The organism is Actinosynnema sp. CA-299493 (assembly GCF_050946825.1).
Lineage (GTDB): Bacteria > Actinomycetota > Actinomycetes > Mycobacteriales > Pseudonocardiaceae > Actinosynnema.
Map to the genome: position 1 here is coordinate 6030257 of NZ_CP191993.1, position 20414 is coordinate 6050670.

The window sequence follows — 20414 nt, forward strand, 5'->3', positions numbered from 1 at the left end:
GCGCGGGTGTCCGCCCACTCCCCGATCACCGGCAGCTTCGCGGGCAGCACGACGTCGATCGCCGCCCGCGCACCGCACGACCGGCCACGTCCACCCGATCCGCGCGAACCAGTCGGCCACAACGGCCGCCACCTCGGTCCTCGCGAAGGGCAGCGGCACCACTGCGCCACGGCCCGGGGCGGACCGCACGAGCCGCACCAGCGCGGGCACGGCGTCCGCGCCGAACCGGGCCGCGATCCGCTTCCCGAGCAACCGGACCGCTCGCCGCGGGAACGCCGACAGCACCGCGGGGTCGCACGTGCTCCACGGCCGGCCGGTCGAGCAGGACCGTGAACGCCCCGTCGGTCGGCAGCGGCGCTACGGCCGGCCCGACGCCGTGATGGTCGCGATCACCGCCGCGCCGACGGGGTCGGCCGTCCGGCCAGGTGCTCCCTCGCCGCGCCGGGTCGAACCCCCGCTGCCGCACTCCCCTGGCTCCGGTTTCCGGAGCAGCCCCGCCGCCGCCCGGCCAGGCCCGTGAACGGTCCCGTCGGGACATGATCCGGCGTGATTGCCCGAACGGGCAAGGAGTCTCAGCGGACTCTGAGATCCGGTCGGTACGGTCGGCCGAGCTTTTCCGCACCAGCCCAGGAGGAATTCGGTGAAATCGACTTCCCGATTCATCAGATCAACCCTCACCTTTGTCGTGACAATGCTGTTCTCACTGGTGGGAACACTTGGCGTCGCCTCGGCAGAAACGACCGCGCAAGCCCATACCTGGCACCTGGAGAACTGGGACGCCCCGCAGCGGATGTGCGTCCAGTACGGCACCGACGACCGGGTCCACCGGTCTTACTTCATATTCGCGGTGACCGGGCACTGGTCCACCGATCTGGACTACGGGATGCAGGACCTGCCGCCCGGCTGGAGCTCGACGGAGAGCTACCTCCCGCCGGGTGCCAACTACCCGGACCCGGACGACGGCGGGGTCACGATCAACGGCTGGTTGCTCCTCGGTGGCCCGGTGTCGGTGCCGGTGGGCGTGTACGACGCCCGGATCCGGGTCTCGGACGGCACGGTGACCGAGAGCACCCCGGTCGAGATCGTCGTCACCACCGCGTCCTGGCTCGACTGCATGCAGGCGAGGGGATGAGCACCGGGCAGTGACCTCCGCCCGGTCCGGCGGGATGACGGATACGATCAAGACGGGCGACAGGGCCGGTGACGGCCCCGCCGCCCGCGACATCGTGGCCGTCGACGAGCAGTTCCCGGGGGTGGGCGTGAGGCAGCTGAAGGCACTGGTGGTCCGCGGCGGGTGGGAGGGTCACCGGCCGGTCGAGGCGACCGACTCGTTCATCCCGTTCCTGGAGCGCGGCGGCTACGCCGTGCGGGTCGAGGACTCCACCGCGGTGTACGCCGACGCCACCGCGATGGCCGGCACCGACCTGGTCGTCCAGTGCGTGACGATGTCGCAGATCACCGCCGAGGAGGTGGCCGGGCTGCGCGCGGCGGTCGAGGCGGGCACCGGCTTCACCGGCTGGCACGGCGGCATCGCGGACTCGTTCCGCGCCTCGTCGGACTACCTGCACCTGGTGGGTGGCCAGTTCGCGACGCACCCGGGCAAGCGGCCGGACGAGCGCGCGGGAGGGCCGGAGGACAACTACCTGCCGCACACCGTGAACATCACCGCGCTGGGCCGCGAGCACCCGATCACGGTGGGCATCGAGGACTTCGAGCTGGTCACCGAGCAGTACTGGGTGCTGCACGACGACCTGATCGACGTGCTGGCCACCACGACCCACCCGGCCGAGGAGTGGCAGCCGTGGCACCGACCGGTGACCTGCCCGGCGGTCTGGACCCGCCGGTGGGGCGCCGGGCGGATCGTGGTGACGACCCCGGGGCACGACCTGGACGTGCTGGCGCACCCCCACGTCCGCACCGTCATCGAGAGGGGAATGCTGTGGGCGACCCGCACCGCGTCGGCATCGTAGGTCTCGGGGTCATCTCCCGCGCCTACCTCGACACGCTCGGCGCCCACCCCGCGGTGCGCGTCACCGCGGTCGCCGACCTCGACGCCGCCCGGTCGGCCGCCGTCGCCGCCGAACTGCCGGGCGCGTCGCCGGTGAGCGTGGAGCGCCTGCTCGACGGAGCCGACGTCGACACCGTGCTCAACCTCACCACTCCGGCGGCGCACGCGGAGATCGCGTCGCGCGCCATCGACGCGGGCAAGAACGTGTTCGGCGAGAAGCCCTTGGCCGTGACGTTCGCGGAGGGGCGGACCATCGTCGACCGGGCCGGCGCGGCCGGTGTCCTGGTGGGGTGCGCGCCCGACACCGTGCTCGGCACGGGCACGCAGACGGCGCGCGCGGCGATCGACCGCGGGCTCATCGGGCGCCCGCTGTCCGCGTCGGCCGTGATGGTCACGCCGGGGCACGAGCGCTGGCACCCCAACCCCGACTTCTACTACGCCGCCGGCGGCGGTCCCCTGCTGGACATGGGGCCGTACTACATCACCGCGCTGGTCCACCTGCTCGGCCCGGTGCGCTCGGTGATCGGCGCGGCGGGTCGCCTGCGCGACGAGCGCGTCATCGGGTCCGGACCGCGGACGGGTCAGCGGATCCCGGTCGAGGTCGCCAGCCACGTCTCCGGCGTGCTCGAACACGCCAACGGCGCGCTCTCCACCATCACCACGAGCTTCGACGGCGTGACCACCACCGCCGTGCCGATCGAGGTGCACGGCGAGGCCGGCACCCTGGCGGTCCCGGACCCCAACCACTTCGACGGCGTGACCCGCCTCTTCCCGCTGGGCGGCGCCGAGTGGCAGGCGCTGCCCCCGAGCGCGGGCTACGCCGGGGCCGGTCGCGGTATCGGCCTGCTCGACCTCGTCGCGGCCGGCGGCCGACGACCCCCGCGGGCGGGCGGCGAACTCGCGCTGCACGTGCTGGAGACGATGACCGCCGTGCTCCGCGCCGCCGAGGAAGGGCGGAGGATCGACCTGACGACCACGGTCGAACGCCCCTCACCGGTTCCGCTCACGCCCGCGGAGGAGTGGGCCGCGGCCCGCTGACACGCCGGGGCAGCACCGGGTGGGGGTCGCGAGCGACCCCCACCCGACTTCCTACGACCGGTGCCCGCCGACCCCCGCCGTCGACAGCGCGGCGCCGCAGCTCGGCCGGTGCACCATCCGGTTGGCGCAGCTCGCGAGGTTCCAGGTCGTCGCGAGGAACGACCCGGCCGACGGGTTCGGGTGGAAGTAGTCGTTGGCGTTGCAGTCCCAGTAGTAGTCCAGGTTCCCGTTCGGGGACGGGCAGACGTTCGAGCGGTAGTTGCCCGAGCGGGGGCCGCCGTCCTTGTAGCACATGACGTCGGCGTCGTCGTTGCAGTGACCGGCGCCCGAGGTGTTGGGCGTGTTCGGGAGCACCGCGCCCATCGAGTGGCCCTGCTCGTGCAGCAGGTAGGTGAAGGGGCACCGCCCGTGGACCACCGCGATGCCGGGCGCGTTGTTGACGTTGTTCTCCACACCGGGACGCGTGTCGCCACTGCCGTAGGCGACCCCGCCGCCGCAACCACCGTCGCCCCAGTACACGACGTTGTCCTGACCGGTGGTCCGCTGGCCCTGGCGCGCCACCTCCTGGTCGATCGCGGCGATGTCCCCGTTGCCGTGGCCGCTGCGCATGACCCGGACGGCGGGCTGGCCCCCGGAGTCGCACGCGACGCGCAGTGACAGGTCGCCGCCGTACTCCGCGGCGCGGTTCGAGACCATGGCGTTGGACTGGAGGAAGTGCTGCCTCATCAGCGGGACCATGGTCGCCGACGCGTCGGGAGCCCCGGCGGGGATCAGGTAGATCAGCTGGATCCGGTACGGGTCGGTCGCGCAGTGGTGCGCACGCGCGGCCGAGGTCGTGATCGCCGACGGGTTGACCGCGTCCCGAACGCCCTCGTGCCGGGGCTCGGGCGCGTCCAGGCCGTGAGTCACCTGGTCACCGCTCGTCGTGCGCACCTTGAACAGGCCGTTGCCCAGCTCGCACACCCGGTCCCCGAGTCCCGCCTTCGGCTCGAACTCGTCGGCGTGGCGACAACGCTCGGCGGCCGACGTCGGCTGCGGTGGGACCAGGGCGCTCGCGGCGACCCCGCCGGGCAGTGCCAGGACGGACGCGACGACCGCGCCGGACGCGATCATCGAGAGTGACTTCTTCATGGGAGCTCAGACCTCCGAGGACCAGAAGGACGCGGTGGGCAGGGCGGCGATCGCGGCACGCAGGTTCGGCAGGGGCCCGATGTTCCCGGTGCCGGGGTTCACCTGCGGGGTTCCGGTCGACTTCAGGATGGCGCGCAGCCGGTCGGGGGTGAGCGGGGCGCCCCGCTGCTCGGCGATGCTGGACAGGGAGGCCGCGGCCGCCGCCACGATGGGGCCCGCGCTGGACGTCCCGCTGAACGTGGCCGTGTAGTAGGCGTTGGCGCCACCACTGCTGTGGAGGTTCCCGTACCCGGTGCTCACCACGCAGTTGCCCCAGCCCTGGACGTCGACCCGGCTGCCGTAGGTGGAGAAGTTCAGCCGGGTGCGGGCGGCGCCGCAGCCGGGAGCGGAGCCGGCTCCCTCGATGATCGCGCCGGAGTCGGGCCTGCCGCGCGGGAACCTGCTGCCGAAGCACGGGTTGTCCAGGTTCATCGACCCGTTCCCCGCCGTCTCGACCACGGTGATGCCCGAGGACGTGGTCGCGACGATCGCGTCGTAGACCGCCGGGATCCACTCCGGGGCGACGTACCCGGTGCAGCCGGCCGGTCCCGACGTCTGCTGCTCGATGAGCAGCACGTCGCCGGGCCGCAGCGAGCGGGCCAGGACGATGACGGAGTTGGCGACGTCCCAGCCGCGTTCGGCGTTGGCGGCGTTGGTGACGTGGATCGGGGAGTCGGGCACCAGCCCGGTCACACCGCCCGCGTTGGCGTCGCCGACGAGGATGCCCGCCACGGCGGTGCCGTGGTTGTTGTCGTTGAACGGGTCCCTCGCGGTGCCGTTGGCGACGAACGCGCCGGGGGCGCGCAGCTTGGACAGGTCCTCGTGGGCGAAGTTCCAGGCGTACTCGATGTCGGCCACCCGCACGTTCGTGCCGGTGCCGCCGGGGACCGTCCTTGCGTGGTCGGCGTCGATGCCGCTGCTGGTGGCGGCCGAGCGGTAGCCCTGGCGCGCGGTGAAGTCCGGGGCCATCGGCGGTGCGACGGCGAGTGGTTCGGCGTAGGCGATCTCCACCTCGCGCAGCGCGTTGAGCGCGTCGATGACCGCCACCGGGTCGGCGCCCGGTCGCAGGTCCAGGCGGTGCCACAGGGTGAGGTCGGCCTGCGCGCGACCCGAGCGGGCCGCCGCCTGGTCGGTGAACGTCCGCAGCGCCTCCTCCGGCGCCGTGAACAACCGCCGCACCGCCGAGACCCCGCCGGACCGGAGCACCTCCCGGACCGCGCCGAGATCCGCGCCCGCGGCCGAGGTCAGCTCGCCGCCGCGTAATCGGACCCGGCTCCCTTCCGCGAACTTCACGTGCACGTGCTCGCGGGAGTCGTTCGCGGTCAGGGTGGTCGAGACCGGTTTCTCCGTTGCCCGGTAACCCTCGCCGGACGTCGGCGCGCCGGACTCGACGGCCTGTGCGGGCGTGCCGATCCCGAAGGAGAACGCCGACACCAGGCAGACCGCCGCGGCGAGCGTTCGGCGGCGCAGACCCCTCGACCGCCGGATCGTGGTCACGAGTACCTCGTGTCTGGTGGAACGCGTCATCGAATCCTCACATCCTCGCTCGGAACGGGCTGTTCGCAGGCGGCGGAGGACACACCATCCACAAAGGACGGATCGACTCGCCGACCGGCCGTTCGCCGGTGGTGAGAGCGCCACTCAGCACTGTGGCAGCCGAAAAACGTTTCGGCAATGGCGATGGTCCGGATCCACAGTGGATGTCATCGGAACGCCGGCGGTGACCGGTCCCGGACGCACGAAGGCCGTGGCACCTCGCGGTGCCACGGCCTGGTGGTCCGTGCCGTCAAGCGGTCGGCGGAGTGCTCACTCCTCGAAGGCCATGCCCTCGCCGCCGTCGTCCTCGAAGACCTCTTCCACGACCTCGCCGAGGACCATGCCGCCGACCACACCGGCCGCGACGCCACCGACGACCGCGCCCATGCCCGGACCGCGACGCCCGTGGTGGTCGTCGTCGTAGTGACCGCCGTGGCGCCCGTAACCCGGTTGGCCGTAACCCTGCCGGCCGTAGCCGGGCTGGCCGTAGGCCTGGGGTGCGTGGCCGCCGAAGGCGGAGTGGCCGCCGCGCTGGGAGATCTGCGCCAGCCACTGGTTGATCACGCCGGCCCAGTCGGTGTTCATCGCGTCCTGGTGCGTCACGTGGAACCGGCCGAAGGCGTCGGAGCCGGAGCTGAACATGCCGCCGCGCTTGTCGGCTTCCAGCACCACCACGAGCTCGTGGGGGTTGGTGACGAAGGTCAGCTCGACCTGGTTGATCGCGCCGGCGAACTGGCCGGGCGGGAAGAACTCGATCTCCTGGTAGAAGCCGAGCTCCTGCTGGACGCCGTGGATGCGCCCCGCCTCGACGTCCGCGCTGCGGAACTGGAACCCGAGCTGCCCGAACGCGTCGAGCACGCGGTCCTGGGACGGCAGCGGGCCGACCAGCAACGGGTCGAGGTCGCCCTTGTCGGGTGCGCCGGAGATGACCAGCTCGGTGCGCACGCCGACGGTCATGCCGGGCAGCGGCTGCCCGCCGACGGCGGTGATCGGGGTCTCCCACGGCACGGGGACCTGGAACGGCACCGCCATCGGCTGCCCGGCCGGGACGCGCACGCCCTGGGCGACCACGACGCGCAGGAACTCGGAGACACCGCTGAACTCGTGGTCGCCGTGCTCGACCTCGACGCGCGTCACCAACGACAGCACGACCTGGTCGATGTTCGCGTCGCCGCTGCCGCCCTGGATGCGCACCTGACCGGTGACGACCTGGCCGGGAGTGGCGTGCGGGGTGTCGAGAACGGTGTCGACGGACGGTCCGCCGACGCCGAACGCGCTGAGCATCCGTTTGAACATCGGGTTCATTCCTCCGGGAGGGTGGGTGTTCAGGTGGTGCGGAGCAAGGTGTCGGTCTCGTCCTCGAAGTCGCCGATCAGCTCTTCGAGGAGGTCTTCCAGGGCCGCGATGCCGATCACGCGCCCCTCGGCGTCGGACACCAGCGACAACTGGGCGCGTTCGGCGCGCATCGCGGTGACCGCGCCCGCGACCGGCATGGTGGCGGGCAGGGTCAGCGCCGGGGCCATCATCTCGCGGGCGGTCCTGCGGTGGCCGGCCGCCGCGGCGCGCACGGCCTCGCGGATGTGCACCAGGCCGACGTAGTCGCCGTGCACGTCCACCACCGGGAAGCGGGAGCGCCCGGACTCGCGGCTGCGGCGCTCGACCGCTCGCGCGCTGCTGTGCTCGGACACGCTCAGCGCCTGCTCGACGGGCACCATGACCTGGGTCAGCGTGGTGTTCTGCAGTTGCAGCATCCGGGTCAGCAACCGCTGCTGGCCCTCCGGGATCAGGCCGTGCTCACCGGACTGCCGCACGAGCATCCGCAGGTCTTCGGGCCGGTGCGCCTGGGCCAGCTCGTCCTGCGGCTGCACCTTCATCAACCGCAGCAACGCGTTGGTCACCCCGTTCAGTCCACTGAGGATCCACCGGACCGAGTGGGCGAACGCGCGGAACGGCAGCGCGAGCAGCAGCGCCGAGCGCTCGGGGTTCGAGATCGCCCACGACTTCGGCGCCATCTCGCCCACGACCATGTGCAGGAACACCACCAGCAACAGGCTCACCGTGAACGCGATCCCGTAGGACACGCCCGACGGCAACCCGGTGGCCAGCAGCAGCGGATCGATCAGGTCGGCCACCGCCGGCTTGGCCAGCGCGCCCAACCCGAGCGTGCACAGCGTGATGCCCAGCTGCGCGCCGGCGAGCATCAGCGACAACTCCCGGACACCCGCCACGGCAGCGCGGGCGGCGCGGCTGGTCTCGGCGGCCTGCTCCAGGCGGTGCCGCTTGGCGGAGATGAGCGCGAACTCGGCGGCCACGAAGAACGCGTTGGCCACCAACAGCACCAGGGAGATCGACAACGACCAGGCGGTGCTCATCGGGCGTCCTCCCGGTCCGAGGTCCGGGTGGTGAGCAGGATGCTGTCGGGCACGTTGCGCGCGACCGCCGTCACCCGGACCGACGCGCCGTCGAGCTCCACCTCGTCACCCACCCGGGCCGTGCGGCCGAGCCGGCTCAGCACCAGGCCCGAGACGGTGTCGTAGCTGTCGTGCTCGGGCAGCTCCACGCCGGTGGCGTCGGCGATCTCGTCCACCCGCATCCGACCGGGCACCCGCCACGACCCCTCGCCCGCCGGCTCGATGACGTCCTCCACGAGGTCGTCCTCGTCGTGGATCTCCCCGACCAGCTCCTCGGCCAGGTCCTCCAACGAGACGACACCGGCGAAGCCGCCGAACTCGTCCACCACGCACGCCAACTGCCTGCGCTCGGCGCGCAACCGCTCCAGCACGGCCGGCAGCGGCAGCGAGGAGGGCACCACGAGGGCGGGCGAGGCGATGTCACCGATCAGCGCGTCGGCGCGCCGCTCGGAGTCGACGGTCAACACCTCGGCCAACCCGACCACACCGCGCAGGTCGTCCAGGTCGTCGCCGAAGACCGGGAACCGGGAGTGGCCGGTGTCCAGCAGCTCCACCACGCGCACGACGGGTTCGTCGGCGCGGACGCTCTGCACCACCACCCTGGGGGTCATGGCCTGTTCGGCGACCAGCTCGCGGAAGCCGAGGCCGCGTTCCAGCAGCCGGGACAGCTCGGCGTCCAGGTGGCCCTCGGCGCCGGCGTCGGTGACGATCTGGCGCAGGTCCTCCGGGGTCGCGCCCTGGGGCAGTTCCTCGACCGGCTCGATGCCGACCGCGCGCAGCAGCCGGTTGGCCGCCGCGTCGAACAGGCGGATCACCGGACCGGCGACCTTGAGGTAGACCAGGGTGGAGGCGCTCAGCGCCTTGGCCAGCGGCTCGGGCCGGGCGATGGCGAAGTTCTTGGGCAGCAGCTCGCCCAGCACCATCTGCACCACCGTGGCGACCACCAGCGCGACCACCATCGACAGCGACACCGACACGGCGGGCGACAGGCCGGTCAGCCCGACCAGGTCCGCCAGGCCCGTGCCCAGCAGCGGCTCGGCCACGTACCCCGCCAGCAACGCGGTCACCGTGATGCCGAACTGCGCGCCGGAGAGCATGAACGACAACTTCCGCGTCACGCGCAGGGCCCGCTCGGCGGCCTTGTCGCCGCCCTCGGCCATCTGCCGGAGCCGGCCCCGGTCCACCGCCATGTAGGCGAACTCCTGGGCCACGAAGTACCCCGTGGCCGCGGTGAGGGCCACGATCACGAGCAGGCCGGAGACGATCAACACGGCACACCCGCCGGAGAACCCACGATCAGCCGGGTCCCACCCGGCCTACTACTACAACCGTCTATGTCGGCGTCATCAGGCATACTTCACGGTAGCACGTGAGGCTGTACGGTTCACGGTGAGCAACCGGAGGTGAGACCAGCAGTGACCGACGTCTTACTCAAGATCGGCGAACTCGCCGCCCGCGCCCAGGTCAGCCCCCGCACCGTCGACTACTACACGAGCCTCGGCCTGCTCTCGCCGGCCAAGCGCACCGCGAGCAACTACCGCCTCTACGACCCCGCCGACGTCGACCGCATCCACCTCGTACAACGCCTGGAGGTCCAGGGAGTTCCCCTGGAGGAGATCGCCACCGCGCTGCAGAGCCGGCACGCCGACGTCGGCCCGATCCTCGATCGCATCGACGAGGACCTGCGCACCCTCCAAGCCGCCGCCGAGACGGCGTCACCCGAGGTCCAGGGCCTGCTGGCCGCGGTGGCCACCCGCGTCCACTCCCTCATCACCGTCGCCCTCCAGATCCCGCCCGACCTGCCCCTCCCCTGACCCGGACGACCCGGCCGGCCACCCGATGATTGGGAACCGGCCGTTCGGGCAACATCGACACCATGGCATCGGTGGCGGTCGCCCGACGGGCGTGGGCACGGGTCGCGGCGCTGGCGCTGGTCGTGGCGTCCGCCGGCGGTTGCCAGTGGCCGCGCGACGCGGACGGGACGCTGGACCGGGTGCGCGAGGGCACGATCCGGATCGGGGTCGCGCACAACCCGCCCTGGACGATCATCGACGGCAGCGCGGGGGACGAAGCGCCGGGAGGTGCGGAGACCGTGCTGGCGCGGCGCTTGGCGGACAGCCTGGGCGCCCGCGTGCGGTGGGTGCCCGGCGGCGAGGCCGAACTGATGACCGCGTTGTCCGAACGGGACCTCGACCTCGTGCTCGCCGGACTGGACGCCCAGTCGCCCTGGTCCCAGGACGTCGCGCTGACCACCGACTACCTCACCGCCGACGCGGTCGTCGCCGTGCCCGCCGGCTCGCCCACCGATGTCACCGGACAGCGGGTGCTGGTGCGGGAGGGCAGCACCGACGCGACCCTGCTGGCCGACCACGACGCGACCGCCGTCCCCGTCGCCGACCTCCCCGAACGCCCCGACGGCGCCGCGGTCGTCCCGGACTGGCTGGTGGACGCCACCGGGCTGACCGACACCGGCACCCACCTGTCGAGCCTCGACCACGTCATGGCGGTGCCTCCCGGCGAGAACGCCTGGCAGAGCGCGGTCGAGCGGTTCCTGCTGGCGCTGGACGACGACGAGGTGCGGCGCCTGCTGCTCGACGCCCACCGCGCGGGGGCGTGACGTGGCCGCGGTCTACGACCACTACGAACTGCCGCCCGACAAGGCGGCGCTGCACCGCCGCGCCGTCCGCCTCGAGTGGTGGACGATCGTGTTCTTCGTCGTCGCCATCACCGCGCTCGCCGTCGTGCTCGGCCAGTCGCAGGCCATGAAGGCCGCCTGGGTCGAGGACATCCTCGCCCTGGCGCCGCCCATCGCGTTCCTGATCGCCAACCGCTACCGCAACCGGCCACCCGACGCCGACCACCCCTACGGGCGCCACCGGTCGGTGGCCATCGCGTTCCTGGCCTCCGCCCTGGCGCTGCTGGCGCTCGGCGGCTACATCCTGGTCGAATCCGTGGTGCGGCTCGTGCGGGGCGAACGCCCGCCGATCGGGTTGGTCGAGGTGTTCGGCCACACCCTGTGGCTGGGCTGGCCGATGATCGCCGTCCTGCTGGCGACCATGGTCCCGGCGATCCTGCTCGGCCGCGCGAAGACGAAGCTCGCCGAGCAGCTGCACGACAAGGTCCTGCACGCGGACGCCGAGATGAACCGCGCCGACTGGCTCACCGCCGCGGCCGCCGTCCTCGGCATCCTGGGCATCGGCGCGGGACTGTGGTGGGCCGACGCGGTCGCCGCGATCGTCATCTCCGCCGACATCGTCCGCGACGGCCTGCGCACCACCCGCGTCGCCGTCGCCGACCTCATGGACCGCCGACCCCGCACCGTGACCGAAGACGAACCGCACCCCCTCCTCACCCGGCTCACCGCGCTCGCCCTCGACCAGCCCTGGGTCGCGGACGCGTGGATCCGGCTGCGCGAAGAGGGGCACGTCTTCGTCGGCGAGCTGCTCGTCGTGCCCCGCCCCGACACCGATGACCTCGTGGAACGGCTCGAACGGCTGGGTCGGCTCCTGCGAGAGGCGGACTGGCGCATGCACGACATCGCCGTCGCGCCCGTTCTCCGGATCCAGCGGTGACCCGCGCGGCGCCGGCCCACCGCGGGCTCCCGGCCGAGATGGGCAATCCGCGCTCTAGCGGGTGGCCCGTCCCGAGGTGACACTGGATCCGGCACTTGACCCGGCACAACGGAGGTGGCGAGGTGGCACTGCGGGACGACGAGAAGCGCGCCCTGGCGCAGATCCAGCGGCAGTTGGCCGACGACGATCCCCGCTTCGTCGCCCGGCTGAGCCGCAAGCGCTCACTGTTCCGAATCCCGCAGCGGGTGCTGTTCACCGCGGCCCTGCTCACCACCTACGTGGTCGGCCTGCTGGCCATCATCACGGGGGTGGCCCTGTCCTCGGCGTTCCTCGTCGTCGCCGGAGCCCTCGTCACCGCCGGCTTCCCCACCGCGGTGGCGGTGCGCGCCTGGCGCGGTCGGCGGTTCCGGGCGGAGGAAGTCTTCGAACTGCCCGACGAAGCGGAGTAGTCGAGTCGAGCGGATGAGCCGACCTGCGACAGGTCGCGACATTTCGCGCTGAGAACACGAGCCGCCGTCGCGCGCCGTTCCGCACGGTGCCGGCGGCGGTTCGTATTCCCGGGGGGTCACCGGCACATCACCTTCCGCGATTCCGGTACTCGCGGTACACACGCCCAGGTGATGTTCGACGGCGTAATCCCACCGAACCGGTGACGTGGGCACAGCCGTGGGACCAAGTGCCCTACGGTGGCCGTCATGGAGCCATTAACGCCCTGACTTCCGCGTGCCACCATCGACGGATCCGTGACCGGGCCGGTGTTCTCCGCCCGTGTGCGCGAGCGCCGTCGAATTGAATCCGGCTGCCGTGGAAGCAGCATGAGGAGCTTTGATGCTGGGCGTGCTCGGCCCTTTTCCCGAGTCGGAGTTGTGCCATCCGCTCGATCGCCAGTGGTTGCACTACGCGTTCCTGTCGTCGACCGGTCCGCACGCGGTGATCTCGAACCTGTCGGTGCTCGGCGCGGAGCCGTCGGCGGACGGGTCGGCCACCCGCTGGGAGCCGCAGCGGATGGCCATCCTCCTGGTGTACGACCCCGTCCACGGGTGGTCCTCGACCCAGTTCAACGCCGACGCGCCCGATCCGGCGTGGTCGGCGTTCCGGCTGCCGCACCCGCACGCGTCGCCCGGCCCGTTCGAGGTGGCGGCCGCGGCGGGCCGTCCTGCGGTCGACCTGCGGCTGTCCCGCACCAGCAGACCGTGCACGTCCCAGTGCGCGCCGTTCGGGGACGACCAGTTCCTGCGCTGGCAGTCCGAACCCGGGGTGCGCGGCACGGGGACGCTCCGGTCACCGCACGGTGACGTCAGCTGCGAGCTGGTGGGCTACCACGAACGCGTCCGCGGCCGGTGGAGTTGGCCGGTGCTGGGCGGCTGGGTCTTCGGCTTCGCCAACGCGCCGTCCGACGACCCGGTGGCCCCGCCGCCGTGGTCGGTGGTGTTCACCCTCATCCAGCCGCAGTACCCGCGCGACGCCGCCAACGGCTCGGTGATGTTGTGGCGGGACGGCCGGATGGTGCGGCACTTCCCCCGGCGGCGGCTGGAGGTCGCGGTGCACGGCGAGCTCGACCGCGGCCGGGTGGTGCTGGTGCCGCCGCTGGCGGCCACCCTGTCCACGCCGCCCGCCCCGGTGGTGCCCCGCCGGCTGCTGATCACCGCGCGCCTGGGCGACGACCGGCTCGTGCTCGACTTCCGGCCCACCACGGCCGCCCGGATCGCCAACCCGTCCGAGACCAGCCTGAAGCCGTTCAGCGTGCACGAACTGCTCGGCGACTGCGCGATCGAGGGCGTCGTGTCCGGTCGCGCGTTCGGCTTCGAGACGCACGGCATCGTCGAGTTCGCCGGAGACGCCCGTGACGACTGAAACCACGACACCCGGGACGGCGCCCTACACCGGCGCACGGCTGCTGGCCGAGACGGTGACCGCCCTGTCGGAACGCGCGCCCGCCATCGTGGCCGCCGCCGCCGAGGAGCTGCGGGAGATCCGGCTGGGGCTGCACTTCCACGACGGCAGCCGGGCGACCATGACCGCCCGCCACAGCCGCCTGCTGGTCGAACCCGACCTGGTCGGCGAACCGGACGTCGAGGTGGCCTTCGACGACCGGGCGATGAACCTGGTCTTCGACGCCCAGCGCCCACCCGTGGAGCAGGTGCTGCCGCAGAGCCTGGACGTGCGCGGGCCGCGCGACCGGGTGCTGGCGGTGTGGCGCGCGTTCGTGCTGCTGTCCCAGCGCGCGTCCGGTCTGCGGTTCGTGCAGCAGCTGTGGCGCGACTACCGCGACCAGGCGCCCCGCCTGTGGGGAGGCGCCGTCGGCGATCCGGCGCCCCGGGTGTCCCCGCACGGCGACGCGCCGACGGGCTGGCACGCCGTCGACTTCCTCGCCGCCCGCCAACCGCTCGAACAGGGTGACGGCGCGTCCATCGGCGGCACCGCGAACGCCGCGCCCAGGCTGCTCTGGGACGGCCGCCGCAGCACCGGCTGGTGGGAGGTCAAGCCGGTCGCCGACGCCGACCTGGTGGAGACCATGCGGGCCTGCCGCGCGCGGGCCAACCAGGAGATCGACCTGCTGCTGCCCGACCGCGAGCCGAAGGCGGACCTGTACGACCTGATGCGGTCCTACCCGGCCCGCCAGGGCAAGGGCCTGCGCCCGACGCTGGTGTTCGCCGCCTGCGCGGCCTTCGGCGAGAAGCCCGAGAACGCGGTCCGGGCCGCCGCCGCGCTGGAGCTGTTCCACAACGGCTTCCTCGTGCACGACGACATCGCCGACGAGTCGACCCACCGCCGCGGCCTGCCCACGATGAACACCGAGTTCGGCAACGGGCTGGCGGTCAACACCGGCGACGGGCTCAACCTGCTCGCGGTGGACGCCGTGCTGGCCAACCTCGAAACCCTCGGGTTGGCGCGGACATTGGGGCTCATCCAGGAAGTCATGCACATGTGCCGGGAGTCCATCGAGGGCCAGGCCATGGAACTGGGGTGGATCCACCGCCGCGTGGTGCCGTCCCGGGACGAGGACTACTTCACCATGAGCACCAAGAAGACCGGCTGGTACACGTGCATCACCCCGTGCCGGATGGGCGCGGTCTGCGCCGGGATCACCGACCCGGCCGTGCTCAACCGCTTCGACGAGGCGTTCCGGCTGATCGGGATCGCCTTCCAGATCCAGGACGACATCCTCAACCTCGTCGGCGACGAGGCGCTCTACGGCAAGGAAGCGCTGGGCGACCTGCTGGAGGGCAAGCGCACGGTGATGATGATCCACCTGTTCCGCCACGCCGGTGAGCGCGAGCGGGGGCGGCTCGCCGAGCTCCTGCACCAACCGCGGGCCGACAAGTCCCAGGACAACGCCGACGAGATGCTCGCCGCCATGCGGAGGCACGGCTCCATCGAGTACGCCACCGACCTCGCCGACCGGCTGGCCGCCGAGGGCATCGCCCGGTTCGAGCGCGACCTGGCCATCATCCCGGAGAACGAAGGAAAAGCAGTGCTGCGACAGATCGCCCACTACGTCACCACCCGACCGCTGTGACGGGCGGCCACGACGACTCCGCCCTGCGCGACGGCGACCGGGCCGCGATGCGCTCCCTGGGCAGGATCGGCACCCGGTTGCGCGGAGTGCTCTGCACCCTGGCCCGGCGCGGTGTCGCGGTCCGGCAGGACGACCCGCGGCGGGCCAGGCAGATCCTCGACGCCCTCGCGCCCTGGCCGTTCTACAAGGGCGGCCAGTTCCTGTTCGACCTGTTCGAGTGGGAGGACTTCATGATCGACGGCGAGCCGCCGCCGATCCTGTCCCGCGCGGAACTCGGCGCCCTGCTGGACCTGGCGCTGCGCTGGGCGGACACCGCGGTCACCGCGGTCGACACCCACCTGCCGGGCCCGCTGCGGCACATCGGCGCGAACCCGCAGGTCCGGTGGATGGCCGCCACCGCCCAGTCGACCCTGCGCGGGGTGGTGCGCGGGTTGACCGAAGTGCTCGCCCCACCGCCGGACCCGCCCGACTCCGACGGTGCCGCCGACGAAGCCCTGCCACCCCTGGAGGGCGGTTTCTACCTCTACGAGGACGTCGTCCTCGGCCTGTTCGACCTCATCGGCAACCGCCTGCCCCACTCCACCAAACCCGAACCCGAACCCGATCCGGAACCGGGGTCCGAACCCGAATCCGAGTCGAAGCCCGAATCCGAGTCGAAGCCCGAGTCCGAGCCGGAGCCGGAGCCGGAGTCCAAGTCCGAGCCAAAGTCCGAGCCGGAGCCCAAGTCCGAGTCCAAACCGGAGCCGGAGTCCCAATCCGAAGCCCGGCCCCAGTCCCCGACCTCACATCCGTCCCCGTCCCCGTCCCCGGAGGAGCCAGACCAGGAGCACGACACCGAAGGAAGTGCGATGACCACCAGCCGACAACCCGCACCGACCACGAGCACACCCTCCATCGAGGTCTTCCCGATCGAGGAGACGTTCCGGGCCACCCGGGTCGAAGACCTCACCCACGACTGGACGTTGCGCGGTGACGCCACCCTCATGGGTGACGACGGCCTGCAACTGACGCCGGCCGCGAACAACAAGGCGGGGACGGCGCTGCTGAACACCCCGTTCCCCTCCTCGGCCGGTGTCGCCATCGACTTCGACTTCCACTGCGCCGGCGGCGACGGTGACGGGTTCGCCGTCTACCTCATCGACGGCGCCCACGACACGGACGTCGGCGGCTACGGCGGCGGGCTCGGGTACGGGCTCGGCCCCTCCGGCGCGGGCGTCACCAAGGGCTGGGTCGGGCTGGGCTTCGACAAGTACGGCAACTTCTCCACCACCTGGGGCGGACCCACCACCGAGAACGTGGCCAAGCCGAACCGGATCGTGCTGCGCGGCTCCGGCGACCGCGCCGCCGGGTTCAACTACATCACCGGCGCCGCCGCACCCGGTGGCCTGAACGCGGTGTGGGCGGACCGGGCGCACGTCCAGGTGGTGATCGTCAACGCCGTGATGACCGTGCACGTGACCCGCAGCGACACGACCACGACCGTGTTCGACGGGGTCGACCTCAAGCTGGCCCAGGGCCAGGCGGCGATGCCGGCGACGTTCAAGCTGGGCCTGTCCGCGAGCACCGGCGCGGCGATCTCCCGGCACTGCCTGCGCAACCTCGTCGTGGCCCTGCCCGCCGCGATGCCGCTCACCGTCGACGGAGCGGCCGAGGCCCCGGCGGGCAGCCAGGTCGACTTCACCATCGCCGTTCGCAACGACGGCCCCAACGACGTCCCCGACGCCGTGGTGACCGGCACCCTCGACCCGGCGCTGCCGGACGTGGGCATCTCGGTCGCGCAGACCGGTGGCACCGGAGCGGGCACGGTTCCGGGCAGCGCGGGACTCGGGGTGTTCCAGCAGCCCCTGGACCTGCCGGTCGGCAGCACCGCCACGATCACCCTCACCGGCACCGTCGACCGGGAGGCCACCGGCGTGGTCACCTGCGCGGCGACGATCGAGTCACCGACGCGCAGCAACACCGCGCCGGACAAGTCCGACTCGCACGACACGCGGCTGACCGAGCACATCCCGAAGGACGACCTGCGGGTGTGCCAGCACGCGGCGGTGTCGGTCGCCCCGGGCGCCGAGGGGCACATCGCCTTCAGCGTGGAGAACCCGGACAACAACCCCGTCGACCTGGCGACCGCGGAACTGGTCTTCGACGCGCCGACCGGGTTCGAGTGGACCGGCACGATCACGTTCACCTACTACAACGCCGCCGGCCAGACCAAGGGCAGCGGGAAGACGAAGCTCAAGCCCACCCTGGAGAACGGCGGCGCCCGCCTGCGGCTGACGGGGTTGCAGAAGTTGCAGGCCACCAAGGGTTACGTGCTCACCTACGCCCTGGGCATCAGGGCGAAGGCGGACGCCCGTCCCGGCCGGCACGCCGACGGCAAGGCGGTCTTCGCCGACTCCCGGCCGCTGCGCCTGACCGCGACCGTGCAGGGCGCCGCGCAACCGCAGACGTTCACCAACGATGACACCGCGCTGCCCGTCATCCAACCGGCCCTGCTGGAGGTCAAGCAGGGTGAATCCGGGTTCATGGCCGTCACCGTCGGTTTCGAGAAGGCGGGTCAGGACCTGAGCAGCCTCGACCAGGTGTTCCGCGCTCCGTCCGGGTCCCGCTGGAACGGTTTCACCTCGTACTCCTACTACAGCGACGGCCAGACCACCCAGGGCAGTCAGGGCGACATCAAGCACCAGGTCACCGACAACGGCACCGTCCTGAAGATCACCGGCATGCCGGCGCTCAAGGTGTCCAAGGGCCTGTACCTGACCTACGTCCTCGGCCTGACCGCGGACGAGGACGCCGTGACCGGCCCGCACGACGACGGACGGGCCGAGATCGGCAGCGCCCGACCGCTCACCCTGCACACCCTGGTGATGGACAAGAGCGAACCCTCCCGCTGCAACCGCTGAGCCGGTGTTCCCGCGCGGACCCGACCGGGGTCCGCGCGGGAGCCGCACCCGGCACGACAAGCCGGCACGACGAGGAGGTCTCCTCCATGACCCGATTCCTCTTGACCGCCGCAGCGGTGCTCGCCGCGACGCTGCTGCCCACCGGGACGGGACACGCCGACGTGCCCGCCGGTTCCTGCGCGCTGCCCGCGACCACCGCGCACCTGTCCGAGGGCGTGCCCACCCCTGCCGGGTCGGCGCCGTCGCACGGCACGCTGCGGGCCACTATGCTCTTCGTCGACTTCCCCGACGCGCCGGCCACCGACTCGACCACGAGCCTGCGCGACCAGCTGCTGCCCGGCGGCTCGGACTGGTTCGCCGCCAGTTCGCAGGGCAACCTGACGCTGTCGGTCAACACCGTCACCACCCGCTTCCACCGGATGCCGCGCCCCTCCACCGACTACGGCTGGCGACGCGGCCTCACCGCCGAGGCCCACGCCCGCTACCTGAACGACGCGCTGGCCGCGGCCGGCCGGACGGTGTCGTTCAGCGGCACGCACCTGCTCTACGTCGTGCCCACCCGCGCCGCGGGCGAGATCTCCTTCGCCGCCGCCTACCTGAACCCGATCACCGCGCCCGACGGCACGGTGATCGCCAGGTCGGTCACCTTCGGCCAGGACACGGCGCACTGGGGCAGCAAGGTCCTCAACCACGAGACCGGGCACGCGATCGGCCTGCCGGACCTGTATGGCTACGGCGACCACCCGCACCGGTTCGTCGGCGGCTGGGACCTGATGGGCTTGGTCTCCGGACCGGGTCCGGACCTCCTGGCCTGGCACAAGTGGAAGCTGAACTGGCTGCGCTACGACCAGATCGGCTGCGTGAGCGCGCCCGGTCGGTACCTCGACACGCTCGTCCCGATCTCCGCGCCGGGCGGGCGCAAGGGCGTGGTGATCCGGACCGGCGCGACCACCGTGCTGGTGGCCGAGGCACGGGCGCGCACCGGTCTCGACTCCGCCGCCTGCGCCACCGGTGTCCTGATCTACTCCGTCGACACGGCGGTCGCGAGCGGCAACGGGCCGGTGCTGGTCGCGGACGCGCGACCGCGCTCGGGCGGTTGTGACGGGCACGAGCTGAACGACGCGCCGTTCGACGTGGGCGGCCGGTTCCACCACGCCGGGAGCAACACCACGATCGACGTCATCGGCCGGACCGGTGACGACTACCGCATCACGATCGCGCACGGCGTGGCCCCGTGAGAGCTACCGCCCCGGCGGGGAGGAGTGCTCGTCGGCGTGCGCGGAACGGGTCGCGTGCAGTGACGCCAGGAGCCGCAGCCGGTCGGCGTCGGCGCTGCCCGGTTCGGCGGTGAAGACCAGCATGACCGGCCCGGGGTTGCCGGGCAGCGGGTAGGTGTCCCAGTCCAGGGCGATGTCGCCCACCCCGGGAACCCGGAAGGTCTTGGTGCCGCTGACCGAGTCGCGCACGTCGTGCCGGGCCCACAGCCGTCGGAACTCGGCGCTGCGGATGCTCAGCTCGCCGACGACGGCGGTGGCGCGGGGGTGGGTGGGGTCGGTGGCGACGGCGGCGCGCATCATGCCGATGTAGTCCAAGGCCTGCCGCTCCCAATCCGGGCAGCTCCGCTGACCGGTCAGCGCGTCGTCGAACAGCAGCAGGAGCATGTTGAGCCGGTCGGGCGGGTAGCCGGCAGGGTCGCCGAGCAGCGCCTCCGCCATCGGGTTCCAGTCGAGCAGGTCCAGGTGCCTGCCGAGCACCACCGCCGGGGTGTCGGTCACCCGCAGCAGCCGACGCGTGCTGTCCGGCACCCGGTCCGGGCGCCGGTCCGCCCGTGCGGGCACCGGCCGGCGGGCGGCGTGGGCCAGGGTGAACAGGTGCCGGCGCTCCTCGTCGCCGAGGCCGAGCGCGCCGGCGAGCGCGTCCAGCACGTCGTCGGACGGGCGCACCTCCCGGCCCTGCTCGATCCGCTGGTAGTAGTCGGTGCTCAGGCCGGCCAGCAGGGCCAGCTCCTCGCGCCGCAGCCCGGTGACCTTGCGCCGGCCGCCCGGCTCCAGGCCGACGTCGCGCGGGCGCAGCCGACCGCGCCGGGCCCGCAGGAAGTCACCGAGCTCACGGGCGTAGGGATGAGGGCTGCTCATGCCACCAGTGTCCCCGCCCGCCGGGAGCCGGAGGTAGGTCCCGCGGACCCAGGCAAGCGGGAACGACCGAGCGGACCCGAACCGCTCCTAACGTCGGCGGCACAGCGCACCGAACACCTCCAGG

The 20414-nt window shown here is 72.3% G+C and carries 17 protein-coding genes; 11 read left to right on the top strand and 6 right to left on the bottom strand.

Translation table 11 applies throughout. From position 1 onward, the window contains the following. The first annotated feature begins 691 nt into the window (after positions 1 to 691). The 3 genes from ACQPYE_RS25150 to ACQPYE_RS25160 are packed head-to-tail and all read left to right on the top strand — an operon-like array spanning position 692 to position 3046. A complete protein-coding gene (locus ACQPYE_RS25150; protein ID WP_498714847.1) occupies positions 692 to 1132 on the top strand; it encodes a DUF5980 family protein in 441 nt (146 codons plus the stop codon). 34 nt (positions 1133 to 1166) lie between these two features. After that, positions 1167 to 1970 (top strand): ThuA domain-containing protein, encoded by an 804-nt coding sequence (locus tag ACQPYE_RS25155; RefSeq protein WP_498714848.1) that lies wholly within the window; start codon positions 1167 to 1169, stop codon positions 1968 to 1970. After that, complete coding sequence (locus tag ACQPYE_RS25160) at positions 1940 to 3046, top strand: Gfo/Idh/MocA family protein (RefSeq protein WP_498714849.1); 1107 nt, start codon at positions 1940 to 1942, stop codon at positions 3044 to 3046. The genes ACQPYE_RS25155 and ACQPYE_RS25160 overlap by 31 nt, the downstream gene beginning before the upstream one ends. 51 nt (positions 3047 to 3097) lie before the next feature. Here the strand turns inward: ACQPYE_RS25160 and ACQPYE_RS25165 are convergent, their stop codons facing one another. From ACQPYE_RS25165 to ACQPYE_RS25185, 5 genes are all read right to left on the bottom strand, one after another. After that, a complete protein-coding gene (locus ACQPYE_RS25165) occupies positions 3098 to 4177 on the bottom strand; it encodes a hypothetical protein (RefSeq protein ID WP_498714850.1) in 1080 nt (359 codons plus the stop codon). Between the two features lie 6 nt (positions 4178 to 4183). Further along, positions 4184 to 5713 (bottom strand): S8 family serine peptidase, encoded by a 1530-nt coding sequence (locus tag ACQPYE_RS25170; RefSeq protein WP_498714851.1) that lies wholly within the window; start codon positions 5711 to 5713, stop codon positions 4184 to 4186. A 309-nt stretch (positions 5714 to 6022) separates the two neighbouring features. Next, complete coding sequence (locus ACQPYE_RS25175) at positions 6023 to 7048, bottom strand: sporulation protein (protein WP_498714852.1); 1026 nt, start codon at positions 7046 to 7048, stop codon at positions 6023 to 6025. 29 nt (positions 7049 to 7077) lie between these two features. Further along, positions 7078 to 8124, bottom strand: a complete 1047-nt coding sequence (locus tag ACQPYE_RS25180; RefSeq protein ID WP_498714853.1) for a hemolysin family protein — start codon at positions 8122 to 8124, stop codon at positions 7078 to 7080. Continuing rightward, a complete protein-coding gene (locus ACQPYE_RS25185; RefSeq protein ID WP_498714854.1) occupies positions 8121 to 9434 on the bottom strand; it encodes a hemolysin family protein in 1314 nt (437 codons plus the stop codon). The genes ACQPYE_RS25180 and ACQPYE_RS25185 overlap by 4 nt, the downstream gene beginning before the upstream one ends. Positions 9435 to 9578: 144 nt before the next feature. Here ACQPYE_RS25185 and ACQPYE_RS25190 point away from each other — a divergent pair, with 144 nt between their 5' ends. The 8 genes from ACQPYE_RS25190 to ACQPYE_RS25225 all read left to right on the top strand — a co-directional run bounded on the left by ACQPYE_RS25190 (position 9579) and on the right by ACQPYE_RS25225 (position 19393). After that, positions 9579 to 9977: a helix-turn-helix domain-containing protein gene (locus tag ACQPYE_RS25190; protein WP_498714855.1), complete on the top strand. Its 399-nt coding sequence runs from the start codon at positions 9579 to 9581 to the stop codon at positions 9975 to 9977. 62 nt (positions 9978 to 10039) lie between these two features. Next, entirely contained in the window at positions 10040 to 10780 is a 741-nt protein-coding gene (locus ACQPYE_RS25195) for a substrate-binding periplasmic protein (protein ID WP_498714856.1), read from the top strand. A gap of 1 nt (position 10781) precedes the next feature. Then, positions 10782 to 11735 carry a cation diffusion facilitator family transporter gene (locus ACQPYE_RS25200; RefSeq protein WP_498714857.1) on the top strand — a complete coding sequence of 318 codons (954 nt, stop codon included), beginning with the start codon at positions 10782 to 10784 and terminating at the stop codon, positions 11733 to 11735. Between the two features lie 122 nt (positions 11736 to 11857). After that, positions 11858 to 12184: a DUF3040 domain-containing protein gene (locus ACQPYE_RS25205; RefSeq protein WP_498714858.1), complete on the top strand. Its 327-nt coding sequence runs from the start codon at positions 11858 to 11860 to the stop codon at positions 12182 to 12184. 379 nt (positions 12185 to 12563) lie between these two features. Further along, entirely contained in the window at positions 12564 to 13589 is a 1026-nt protein-coding gene (locus tag ACQPYE_RS25210; RefSeq protein WP_498714859.1) for a hypothetical protein, read from the top strand. After that, the gene (locus ACQPYE_RS25215) at positions 13579 to 15255 is read left to right on the top strand and encodes a polyprenyl synthetase family protein (RefSeq protein ID WP_498714860.1); all 1677 of its coding nucleotides are present in this window, start codon (positions 13579 to 13581) and stop codon (positions 15253 to 15255) included. The genes ACQPYE_RS25210 and ACQPYE_RS25215 overlap by 11 nt, the downstream gene beginning before the upstream one ends. After that, positions 15252 to 18155: a hypothetical protein gene (locus ACQPYE_RS25220; protein WP_498714861.1), complete on the top strand. Its 2904-nt coding sequence runs from the start codon at positions 15252 to 15254 to the stop codon at positions 18153 to 18155. The genes ACQPYE_RS25215 and ACQPYE_RS25220 overlap by 4 nt, the downstream gene beginning before the upstream one ends. Before the next feature lie 86 nt (positions 18156 to 18241). Further along, positions 18242 to 19393 carry a M6 family metalloprotease domain-containing protein gene (locus ACQPYE_RS25225; RefSeq protein ID WP_498714862.1) on the top strand — a complete coding sequence of 384 codons (1152 nt, stop codon included), beginning with the start codon at positions 18242 to 18244 and terminating at the stop codon, positions 19391 to 19393. Between the two features lie 3 nt (positions 19394 to 19396). Here ACQPYE_RS25225 and ACQPYE_RS25230 read toward each other — a convergent pair whose 3' ends face one another. Next, on the bottom strand, positions 19397 to 20290 hold the full coding sequence (locus ACQPYE_RS25230) for a helix-turn-helix transcriptional regulator (RefSeq protein WP_498714863.1): 894 nt from the start codon (positions 20288 to 20290) through the stop codon (positions 19397 to 19399). Positions 20291 to 20414: the final 124 nt, after the last annotated feature.